We start from the raw sequence: 11,365 nt of genomic DNA on the forward strand, positions 1-11,365 counted from the left end.
AACTTCGTCCCATTGAAAGTCGCTATTTTAGCGGCTTTTTTCATTTTATAACTACAACACATTGTTTCGTTCAAAATCCATTCATTGAAATTTGTTCATCTATGATGAACTGGAGTATGATGGGGGAAGGCGATGCTGATAATTACCATATAATCAATACCAAGTATAGAGCAGAATTTTATATAGGTCTAAAGCTTTTGGACCCGGCTATACAACACCATACTACCTTGAAGGGGGACATCTGTTTTGGATGAGCAGTTTCTAGATTTATTGGCCGAGAAATATGATACGGAAGAAAAAATCATAACAGAGATCATCAACCTTGAAGCGATCTCCAATCTCCCGAAGGGAACCGAGCATTTTGTCAGTGATTTGCATGGGGAGTTCCAGGCTTTTCAGCATGTACTACGAAACGGTTCGGGTACCGTCAAAGAGAAAATCAAAGAATTATTCCGGAAGGTTTGGACGGATCAAGAAATCAATGATTTTGCGGCGTTGGTTTATTACCCGGAAGAAAAAATACAGCTGGTTATAGGGGAAATGAGCAATAAACAGGCTTTGAACCAGTGGTACAGACTAACAATTGAACACATGCTTAAGCTTATTTCTTATGCCTCTTCCAAATATACACGCTCAAAATTGCGTAAAGCTCTGCCGGAGCAATATGTATATATTGTAGAAGAGCTTCTCTACAAGACGGATTCGACCAACAATAAGGATCCTTATTACGAGGAAATATATCGGCAAATTATATCCTTGGGCCAGGCGGACAATCTCATTATCGGCCTTGCTTATACGACACAGCGCCTGGTGGTTGACCATCTTCATGTGGTTGGAGATATCTATGACCGGGGGCCGTACCCCGATAAAATTATGGATACGCTGATCAACTACCATTCTGTAGACATACAGTGGGGGAACCATGATGTCCTCTGGATCGGAGCCTACGCAGGTTCTCTGGTCTGCCTTGCGAATATTATTCGGATCTGCGCCAGATACGACAATCTGGACATCATTGAAGATGTATACGGAATCAATTTGCGCCCACTGCTAAACCTGGCGGAGAAATATTATGAAGACAATCCGTCCTTCAGACCTAAGTTACAGGCTGACCATAATGTATCGGAGCAGGAAATTCTGCAGATCACCAAAATTCACCAAGCCATTGCCATGATTCAGTTTAAACTTGAAATCCCGATTATCAAGAGACGCCCATACTTTAATATGTCTGAAAGACTTTTGCTGGAGCAGATTGATTACGACAACAATGAAATCAACATCGGCGGTAAAACGTACCTGCTGGAAAACACCTGTTTTGCAACCATAAATCCGCAGAAGCCTGAACAATTGCTGGAGGAGGAACGCCAGGTGATGGAAAAGCTGCTGTTTTCCGTTCAGCATTCCGAAAAGATGGCCAGACATATGAATTTTCTCATGAAAAAGGGTAGCCTTTATTTAAAATACAACGGGAATTTGTTAATCCACGGCTGTATTCCTTTGGATGAAGAAGGAAATATGGAAGAAATGCAGATTGAAGACAAGACATATGCAGGCCGCCAATTGCTCGATGTTTTTGAAGATCACTTACGTTACGCCTTTGCGCATCCGGAAGAGACAGAAGATCTGGCGACAGATATGGTATGGTACATCTGGACAGGGGAATGTTCCTCGCTCTTTGGAAAGAGAGAAATGACCACTTTTGAACGGTACTTTATCCAAGATAAAGATGCACATAAGGAGAGAAAGAACCCTTACTACCATTTACGTGAAAATGAAGAGATTTGTCGAAAAATCTTGCAGGAGTTTGAATTGAATCCAGATCATGGACATGTCATTAACGGCCACACACCAGTCAAAGAAAGTCGTGGAGAGAGTCCTGTTAAAGCAAACGGAAAAATGATCGTTATTGACGGCGGCTTTTCCAAAGCCTATCAATCCACAACGGGAATTGCTGGATATACCTTGTTATACAATTCCTTTGGCATGCAGCTTGTCGCCCATCAGAAATTTAATTCAAAAGAAGATGTGTTATGTAACGGAACGGACGTGTTATCTCTAAAAAGATTGGTGGACAAAGAACTGGCGCGGAAGCTGGTGAGAGAAACCAATGTAGGCGAAAAGCTGCTGTGGAAAATCTCAAATCTGAAGGATCTATTAGACTATCGCCACATGAAATGAAACGATTGCTAAAAGTACACACCCGGATCAGCAATTTGAGTGCAATTTGTCGTAGACGCTCGTATTGGGCAGGGAAGTAATAATATCCTGTCTGTGCGAGCCTTTCTTTTGCAACAGTACGATGTAACAACAAACTTTATGACTTACAGTTGAACTAAACGAGGATTTTCAATTGGTGTAGAGGAGGAAGATATGGGCTACAATTCACGGAAGGAAACAGTGTTTGAAATGAAACGGTTCCGTAACTGTACCATAGCGGCAGGTCGTCGTCATACCGTTGCTCTTAAATCTGACGGAACAGTAACAGCTGTGGGTGACAATAAATACGGTCAATGTAAGGTAAGCGATTGGTGCCATATCGTCGCAGTTGCGGCTGGTAATGTTCATATGGCTACGAACACCGGTAATGCACATACCGTTGGTCTTAAATCCGATGGTACGGTAACTGCTATCGGTTGGAATAAGCATGACCAATGCAATGTAAGCGAATGGCGCGATATCGTAACCGTTTCGGCAGGTTGGTGCCGTACTGTCGGGGTTAGATCAGATGGCACCGTGGTTGCGGTGGGGCGAAATAATGAAGGGGAATGCAACGTGAGCAGCTGGCATGATATTGTATCGGTCACGACGGGTGACTGGCATACAGTCGGTCTAAAATTAGACGGAACGGTAACAGCCGTTGGTAACAATAAGTATAACCAATGTAGCGTAAACGACTGGGGCGACATATTAGCTGTTTCGGCGGGGTATCTTCATACTGTTGGGCTTAGATGGGATGGCACGGTAGTGGCTGTGGGTAGAAATAATGAAGGGGAATGTGACGTAAGCGGTTGGCGCGATATTGTAGCAGTTGCAGCGGGGAGTTATCATACCGTTGGTCTTAAGTCTGACGGGACGATGGTTGCGGTGGGTTCGAATAAACATCACCAATGTGATGTAAGTGGCTGGCACGAAATTAGATCTATTTCTGCGGGGTGTGCCTATACAATTGGACTGAAATCGGATGGTACGATGGTTGCTGTGGGTGATAATGATTATGGACAATGTGATGTAAGCGGATGGGGTAGCATCCAACAATATTAATTGTCGAGGGACAAGAACATATTCCGATTGAAGTCGCTAATATAGCGGCTTTTTTGTTTTAAGGAACCAAGTCTTGTCCCAAGCTGAGGACAAAAACATTGTGTCATTATGCCCAGTTTATCTATCGCCTGGCTGCAACCTTTGTCGTGTCAAGGGAAGATGAGTTGCACGGGAATGACGGCGTTCTTAGGAGAATAAATATCCTCCATCTGTTCACATAACAGCTTGACGGCTGTTCGTGCCATTTCCTGTTCATCCTGCTGCACATAAGCTACGCCTGAAAGATGTGGATTATCGAAAGATAGTAAATCGATATTTGAGTGTTCGTTCAGAAGACTGATCGCGGCGGATGTGAGGCGTGCTGTTTCTTCAGTCAAGGAGAAGGCTGCCGAAATTCCACTGTGGTTCTGCAAGAAGTTGCTTACATAGTCCAATGCTTGCTCGCTGCGTAGAATGTCGAGAGGAATGTGACACCACAAGCGCTTGTCAATCGAGATGCCTTGATCTGTGTACGCCTGCTCGAAGCCGAGCGTGCGGTCCTCGACGGCTGTATTGGCATTTTCAGGTGAGATGAGCGCAATCTGCTGATGACTCTTGGATAGCAAATGAGATACAGCCTTATACGCACCGCCGTAATTGTCGGATGTAATGGTGTACGTCTCAATGTTGCGCAGATAGCGGTCGATGAACACACACGGGAATTTATCGAGCGACAGACGCAGTAATGATTCGTTGTACTTCTCATCTTCTGTTGGAAAAACGATCAGCCCCTTCACACCGAGCTCCGTTAGTGTACGAATGACGTTTGATTCGATAGAGGAGGACTCGCGCGTGATACTTAGTACCATGCTGAGGCCGGCTTCTTGCAAGAAGTGTTCCGTGTAGTCAACGAGCTTCTGAATGACACGGGTTCTCATCGTTGGAATGATGAAGCCAATGAGCGGCATCGAGGACGCGCTGCATGGGGATGGCGAGAAATTGATGCTAGAAACAACAAGACTAGAAGAGACGAATGAGCCTTTGCCTTGTACGCGTATAATTAATCCTTCGTCAGCTAGTAGGGTTAGGGCGTTCTTGACTGTTATTTTACTTACTCTGAATTCGTCCATTAGTTCTTGCTCAGAAGGAATGCGATCCGTTGGCCGAAGCTGCCCTGATTTAATTTTTTGCATAATATTTTCTCGAATTTGTTTGTAGAGCGCCAGCTTTTTCAAATAGTAGCATCTCCCCATAAACTTTATGATTTTATAATCAATTGGTTATATAAAGCTTATTTCATATATATTATAATACGGCGTGTAAAGCGCTTACAATATGGAATCCGAGAAATTGTTGCGAAGGGGTCTTTTCTTTGAAAGGTTAGAATTATGTTAAGGATGGTGGTGCCAAGGTGTATTGAAACCGCTTAAATTAACAGAACTAACTAGTCAGCCGACTTTTCAAATGCATAACAAAAAAAGAGAGGATGACGAACAAATGAAAAAACGCAGTGCTTTAATCTCCATCGTTACACTCCTTATTATGTCACTTGTTTTTACTGCATGTGGTAATCCTTCCGGTTCAAAAACGGAAACGCAGCAATTAGGCGCTAATGCCGGCGAGAATGCAACAGAATTATCATTTTGGACATTCGTAGATTTGCACGGCAAGCATTTGGATAAAATGCTGGGGTTATGGAACCAACAGAACCCAGACAAACAGATTAAGTTAAATGTAACGGTTATGCCTTATGATGATATGCACAACAAGCTCTTGTTGGCAGTTACCAGTGGAAAAGGTGCTCCTGATATCGCGGATATTGAGCTTGGTCAATTCCCTAAATTCTTGGAAGGTGACAACGTTCCACTGGAATCTTTGAATGATGTATTTGCACCATACAAAGACGTGGTTGTTCCTTCACGTGTCGAGATTTATTCCAAAGCCGAACAGGTTTATGGATTCGATTATCACGTAGGTGCAACGCTTGCTTTCTACAATACTGAAATTCTCGAGCAAGCAGGTGTTGACTACAAGACAATCAAAACGTGGGAAGATTACAAACAAGCAGGTATCAAGGTTTATGAAAAGACGGGCAAGTACTTAGGTACTGCTGATACATCAGCTACGTGGCAAGCATCGCTGCTGCTAGCTCAGCAAAACGCTGATTTTACAGATGAAAATGGTAATCCAAAAGTGAACTCGCCTGAAATGATTAAAGCGTATGAAATGTTAGTCGATCTGCAGAAGAACAATGTTATTCATACGATCCCTGGCGGACAACCCGACACAGAAGAAGCAAAAGGCGAATACAACAAAGGCAACTACGCAAGTGCATTGATGCCTGAGTGGTATATGTCCCGCTTTGTAAACGAAATGAAAGACCTTAAAGGTAAGTATGCAATAGCTCCATTGCCTGTATTTGAAGAAGGTAATCCTCGTTCCGTTGGCTTAGGCGGTACTGGTACAGTTGTTACTAAGAATGGTAAAGACGTTCAGTTGGCAAAAGAATTTGTAGCCTTTGCTAAGCTTTCAAAAGAAGCTACTACTGAAATCTGGAATACACTTGGATTTGACCCAATCAACATGGAAGTATGGAAAGATGATGCAGTTACGAAAAACCCTGATAATGAATACGTCCAATACTTTAAAACAAATGCATTTGATACTTTGAATGAAATCAAGGACGAAATTAGAGCGATTAAGTCCGTTAAAGCCTCACCAACCATCGGCAATATCTTCAATACGGTAACTTTGAATGCTATCTTTGAAGATGGCCAAGACGTGAAGGAAGCTTTGGATGAAGCACAAGCAGCAATTGAACAAGAATTGAAATAAATATAATAAGTAAATGATTTGATTAAACCTGTCGGCAGGTATAGTGGTCGGCAGGTTTAACCTTAGTCAAGGGAGATTGAGAATATGATAAAGAAATTTGTATACTCTCAAAAAGTTGCGCCTTATGTTTTTGTATTGCCATTTATACTTATATTTTTGATATTCTGGTTTTTTCCACTTGTAAATTCATTCGTAATGAGCTTTCAAGATAGAATGTTAGGACAGGATCCTAAATGGATTGGTGAAGCGAATTATTCGAAATTACTTACTGATAAAGTGTTTTTGACATCTATTAAAAATAGCGTTGTGTACATGTTAGGAACCTTAGTGCTGTTAATTCCTTTTCCCATGTTATTCGCCGTTATGATCAACAGTAAGTTAATGAAGGGAAGAGAATTTTTTAAATCTTCGTTCTTTCTCCCTGCATTGACTTCTGTCGCAGTTGCGGGTACCATTTTCCGCCTTACATTCGGTGAAATGGAAGGTTCATTAATGAATAGTTTCCTGGGTCTATTTGGTATAGAGCCTATTAAATTTTTGAAAGACGGAAATTGGAGTATGGCAGCACTGTTAATCCTCGCATGTTGGAGATGGACAGGTGTTAATATGCTTTACTATCTATCCGGTTTGAAAAGCATTGACAATGAATATTATGAGGCTGCTTCAATTGACGGGGCATCTGCTTGGCAGAAGTTTAGAACGATCACAATGCCATTATTGAAGCCGACCACGGTATATGTTACGACAATTAGTGTTTATGCAGGTTTAGCCATGTTTACCGAGAGCCTGATGATGTTTAACGGTAACAATTCACCCAAAAATATTGGCTTAACCATTGTTGGATACCTGTATAGACAAGGGATTGAGCAGAATAAGCTGGGTTACGCAGCTGCAGTTGGTATCGTTCTGTTAGTCATTGCTATGGTTATCAATTTAACGCAGTTGAAATTTAGTGGAATGTTCAAAAAGGAGGAGGATTAAAGTGGGCAGAAGTCAGACGAGGAGTGATTTCATCTCTAGAATAGTAATGTTTTGTTTATTCATTATACTATTCGTTATAATTATGATCCCATTCTACGCAGTGGCCCTATCTTCCTTTAAACCCGGTGAATCATTAGTTAGATATGGTCTTAACCTAAGTTTGGATTTTGAAATCATGAGTTTTGATAATTTCATCTATCTGTTTACTGGACAGCATGATTATTTTGTTTGGTTTTGGAACAGTATGATTTTAACAATCGTTCAAGTGGTTTTAACACTTTTTGTAAGCGCATTTGTTGGATATGGTTTTGCAGCATATCATTTTAAAGGTAAGAACTTCCTCTTTATATGTGTTTTGCTCATTATGATGGTGCCTTTCGAAATACTGCTGGTTCCCTTGTACAGCCTAATTAATGATTTGGGAATGGTGAATAGCTATTCGGCAATCATTCTGCCCGGTATAGCCAATGCCGCGACAATATTTTTCTTCAGGCAATATCTACGAAGCATACCCAAAGAGATTATTCAATCTGGGCGGGTTGATGGCGCAAACGAGTATGCGATTTATTTTAGACTAATTATGCCGATTATGAAGCCATCCTTTGCAGCAATGGCCATTCTGAATGGTATGAATAGCTGGAATAATCTATTGTGGCCATTCATGGTGCTCGGAGATCAGAGTAAATATACACTTCCAATCGGTTTGAAAACGTTGTTAACTCCTTATGGCAATAACTATGACTTATTGATCGTGGGCTCCTTCTTCTCCATCATTCCAATTTTCATACTGTTCATTGCTTTTCAGAAATATTTCATAGACGGTATGACTGCAGGCGCTGTTAAAGGGTAGTGTAAATTATGATGAAACAGGTGATACGATGGAAATCCAACAACGAGCGTTACACGACATTCAACCATTGATTGAGCAAAGAGCTGATCCTTTTATTTACCGACATTGGGACGGTTATTATTACTTCGTAGCATCGGTTCCGGAGTATGATCGGATTGAAATCCGTAGAGCCCTGAAACTTGAGGGGCTTGTTACATCAACTCCTGTAGTGATCTGGAGAAAGCGCGAGACTGGTATCCTTAGTGCTAATATTTGGGCGCCCGAACTGCATTTTATTGATGACAAATGGTACGTGTATTTCGCTGCCGCACACACGACGGAAACGAATGAAGGCTTGTTCGACCATCGGATGTACGTGCTAGAGAATGAAAATGCCAATCCGCTCGAAGGCATTTGGATGGAAAGAGGGCAGGTTCGTACCGAGTGGGAAAGCTTCGCCCTCGATGCCACTACCTTTGAGCATAATGGAAGCCGTTATTACGTATGGGCACAAAAGGATCCGAATATTGAAGGTAACTCTAACTTGTATATATCTAAAATGCGCAATCCGTGGACGTTGACTGGGCCGCAAACGATGATTTCGATGCCGGAATATGACTGGGAAATCATTGGTTATAAAGTGAACGAAGGCGCGGCATTTCTTCGCAAGGGTAATCGGGTATTCCTCTCTTACTCGGCTAGCGCCACCGATTTCAATTATTGCATGGGCCTGCTTGAAGCCGATGCGGATGCTGATTTGCTCGATGCCACCTCATGGCGCAAGTCGCAAGCAGCGGTTCTCTCGACAGATGAGAGTATCTCAATGTATGGTACCGGTCATAATTCCTTCACGGTGTCAGAGGACGGCGAAGAGACGCTATTTGTATTCCACGCAAGAACGTACAAGAACATTATAGGAGATCCGCTGTACGATCCGAATCGTCATACATTTGTGACGGAGCTTTTGTGGACGGCTGACGGCAAACCCGATTTCCGCGGCTCTGTTGCAGCACTTGCACGTTCTGTAAAATGAACGAGTGTCCCAACAAGGTTGATTGATGGATTGGAGTTCGTTTATCCAACTTGCCAAAGAGAGACAGTTAGAACATCGAAGGCACCCTACTGGGTGCCTTCAACTCGCTCAACAGATAATGCGTCGAACCGAATTACCCGAGAGCGTTATGAAATATCTATAGTTGTAGGTTGTCTTCAGCTTACGATTATTCCTCGCATATTCCTATTGAAAGTCGCTAATTCAAATCTTAACAGGCAGCCTAAATTTTGCACAGTTTTCAAATTTCTTATAGGTTGTAATTATGTAAATTTCAGTTGGAAATGATGATTTCAGCTTGATGTAATGATTTGTAAAATAAGGTCATCAGAAAAGAACAAGGAGAGGTTCCCATGACAAAGCCAGACGTCACGCACCATCCACAGACATCAGGTTATAGCCATAAGATCAATGATCCATTCTGGTCGAATTATATTGAACTGGTCCGCAACGTAGTTGTTCCTTATCAATGGGAAGCGCTCAATGACCGTATCGAAGGAGCTGAACCAAGCCGGGCCATACGGAATTTCCGCATTGCTGCAGGGGATGAAGAGGGCGTTCATTATGGCATGGTTTTTCAGGATAGTGATGTTGCGAAATGGATTGAAGCAGCTTCGTACCTGCTCTCCGCGAAACCCGACCCGGAACTTGAAGTCCTCGTGGATTCTGTTATTGAGACCATAGCTCGGGCACAGCAAGCCGATGGTTATTTGAACACGTACTTCACCCTGCGTGAACCTGGGGCGCGCTGGACGAACCTCGCCGAGTGTCATGAACTTTATTGTGCAGGACATATGATTGAGGCTGGTGTGGCGTACTATCATGCCACGGGCAAGCGCACGCTGCTGGATGTGGTTATTCGCCTGGCCGATCATATAGGCACCGTGTTTGGTACAAAGCCGGGACAATTGCCAGGTTATGATGGGCATCAGGAGATTGAACTTGCACTCTTCAAATTGTATGAGACGACAAAAGAAGAGAAATATCTGGAACTGAGCCGTTATTTTCTGGATCAGCGGGGAGCGAGTCCGCATTTTTTTGTAGAGGAATGGGAGCAAAGAGGCCGTACCATACATTTTGGCGAGTTGGATATGGTTCACCGGCACACGTACTCGCAATCCCATCTGCCTATTAGGGAGCAGTCGACAGCAGAAGGCCATTCGGTTCGACTGGTTTACATGTGCGCGGCGATGGCAGATGTAGCTGCGAAGACGGAGGATACATCGCTGAAAGAAGCCTGTGAACGGTTGTGGAGCAACATCGTAAGCAAGCGAATGTACATTACGGGAAGCATTGGTTCATCAGCCAAAGAAGAAGCATTTACAGGCGATTATGATCTGCCTGGAGATACCGCCTACGCAGAGACCTGTGCCTCAATTGGCCTGATTTTTTGGGCGAAGCGCATGCTGCAGATGGAGCAGGATAGCCGGTACGCAGATGTTATGGAGCGAGCCCTGTACAACACGGTGATTAGTGGAATGTCTCTGGATGGTCAACGCTTCTTCTATGTGAATCCCCTTGAAGTCGATCCGAAGATGCAACGTGTAAATCCTAATTATGCCCACGTACGAACACGCCGGCAAGGGTGGTTTGGTTGTGCTTGCTGTCCGCCGAACATTGCGCGATTACTTGCTTCATTGGATCAATATGTATATACCCCGGCTGTGGAACAGGCTACCTTGTATGTACAATTGTACATCGGAGGGGAAGGGGAATTCACACTTGAGGGTAGGAGAGCAGCCCTAACCATGGACTCTGACTATACCTCCACTGGAGATGTGAAGCTGATCGTTCGGCCTGATTCCCCAGAGGGAATGCAATTTACGATAGCTCTGAGAAAGCCGGACTGGTGCAAGATTCCCGAGCTATGGATTAACGGGGAAAAGAGCGAACAGGATGGTTTTACTTTTGAATACGGTTACATAAAAGTGACCCGATCGTGGAATGCCGGTGATGAGATTAAACTTCACTTCCCTATGGAGTTGCTGCGGATGAAAGGGCATGATCACATCAAAGCCACTTTCGGAAAAGTAGCCATCCAGCGGGGACCGTTTATGTACTGTCTCGAAGAAGTCGACAATGGCCGCGGATTGCATCGCATTCAGTTGCCCCGGGATGCCGAGTTTCATATCGGTAGCGGGGAACAGATACCTCTAGGGGTTCCGGCTCTTACAACCATTGGGCAGAGAATCGTATCCCAAGAAGACTGGGGAATACATCTGTATCGCAGTGATGTTCACTGGGATACACAGCCTGCCGAGCTTCGGTTCATTCCTTACTTCACATGGGCCAATCGGGATGAGGGAGAAATGAGCGTTTGGATTCGCGAAAGCGAATAAGAAGAAGTCTACTAGTGCTGCTGTAATAAGGTATGCACAAGGAAAGCTCCCGATAGACCCACAATACGCGCTGTAGGATCACGCGATCTT

The 11,365-nt window shown here is 43.6% G+C and carries 8 protein-coding genes; 7 read left to right on the forward strand and 1 reads right to left on the reverse strand.

The annotated features are described in order from the left end of the window. Positions 1-246 precede the first annotated feature (246 nt). Entirely contained in the window at positions 247-2,178 is a 1,932-nt protein-coding gene (locus PAHA3_RS10580; protein ID WP_062834701.1) for a fructose-bisphosphatase class III, read from the forward strand. Positions 2,179-2,370: 192 nt separating this feature from the next. After that, positions 2,371-3,261 (forward strand): RCC1 domain-containing protein, encoded by an 891-nt coding sequence (locus PAHA3_RS10585; RefSeq protein ID WP_062834702.1) that lies wholly within the window; start codon positions 2,371-2,373, stop codon positions 3,259-3,261. Positions 3,262-3,410: 149 nt separating this feature from the next. Here PAHA3_RS10585 and PAHA3_RS10590 read toward each other — a convergent pair whose 3' ends face one another. Further along, positions 3,411-4,493, reverse strand: coding sequence for a GntR family transcriptional regulator (locus PAHA3_RS10590; RefSeq protein WP_268801804.1), 1,083 nt, complete (start codon positions 4,491-4,493; stop codon positions 3,411-3,413). 244 nt (positions 4,494-4,737) lie between these two features. Here PAHA3_RS10590 and PAHA3_RS10595 point away from each other — a divergent pair, with 244 nt between their 5' ends. The 5 genes from PAHA3_RS10595 to PAHA3_RS10615 all read left to right on the forward strand — a co-directional run bounded on the left by PAHA3_RS10595 (position 4,738) and on the right by PAHA3_RS10615 (position 11,275). Further along, on the forward strand, positions 4,738-6,075 hold the full coding sequence (locus PAHA3_RS10595; RefSeq protein WP_062834704.1) for an ABC transporter substrate-binding protein: 1,338 nt from the start codon (positions 4,738-4,740) through the stop codon (positions 6,073-6,075). Between the two features lie 84 nt (positions 6,076-6,159). Then, positions 6,160-7,056 carry a carbohydrate ABC transporter permease gene (locus PAHA3_RS10600; RefSeq protein WP_062834705.1) on the forward strand — a complete coding sequence of 299 codons (897 nt, stop codon included), beginning with the start codon at positions 6,160-6,162 and terminating at the stop codon, positions 7,054-7,056. Positions 7,057-7,102: 46 nt separating this feature from the next. Further along, a complete protein-coding gene (locus tag PAHA3_RS10605) occupies positions 7,103-7,906 on the forward strand; it encodes a carbohydrate ABC transporter permease (protein WP_062836058.1) in 804 nt (267 codons plus the stop codon). Positions 7,907-7,934: 28 nt separating this feature from the next. Beyond that, positions 7,935-8,918, forward strand: coding sequence for a glycoside hydrolase family 43 protein (locus tag PAHA3_RS10610; protein ID WP_062834706.1), 984 nt, complete (start codon positions 7,935-7,937; stop codon positions 8,916-8,918). Between the two features lie 371 nt (positions 8,919-9,289). Next, positions 9,290-11,275: a glycoside hydrolase family 127 protein gene (locus PAHA3_RS10615; RefSeq protein ID WP_062834707.1), complete on the forward strand. Its 1,986-nt coding sequence runs from the start codon at positions 9,290-9,292 to the stop codon at positions 11,273-11,275. Positions 11,276-11,365 lie beyond the last annotated feature (90 nt).

The organism is Paenibacillus amylolyticus, assembly GCF_001570725.1.
Classification (GTDB): Bacteria; Bacillota; Bacilli; order Paenibacillales; family Paenibacillaceae; genus Paenibacillus; species Paenibacillus amylolyticus_A.

Excerpts from the sequence above, each read along its gene's own strand:
- PAHA3_RS10615 (WP_062834707.1), top strand. The coding sequence starts at position 9,290 with ATGACAAAGCCAGACGTCACGCACCATCCACAGACATCAGGTTATAGC.
- PAHA3_RS10595 (WP_062834704.1), top strand. The coding sequence starts at position 4,738 with ATGAAAAAACGCAGTGCTTTAATCTCCATCGTTACACTCCTTATTATG.
- PAHA3_RS10600 (WP_062834705.1), top strand. The coding sequence starts at position 6,160 with ATGATAAAGAAATTTGTATACTCTCAAAAAGTTGCGCCTTATGTTTTT.
- PAHA3_RS10590 (WP_268801804.1), bottom strand. The coding sequence starts at position 4,493 with ATGGGGAGATGCTACTATTTGAAAAAGCTGGCGCTCTACAAACAAATT.
- PAHA3_RS10610 (WP_062834706.1), top strand. The coding sequence starts at position 7,935 with ATGGAAATCCAACAACGAGCGTTACACGACATTCAACCATTGATTGAG.
- PAHA3_RS10605 (WP_062836058.1), top strand. The coding sequence starts at position 7,103 with ATGTTTTGTTTATTCATTATACTATTCGTTATAATTATGATCCCATTC.
- PAHA3_RS10585 (WP_062834702.1), top strand. The coding sequence starts at position 2,371 with ATGGGCTACAATTCACGGAAGGAAACAGTGTTTGAAATGAAACGGTTC.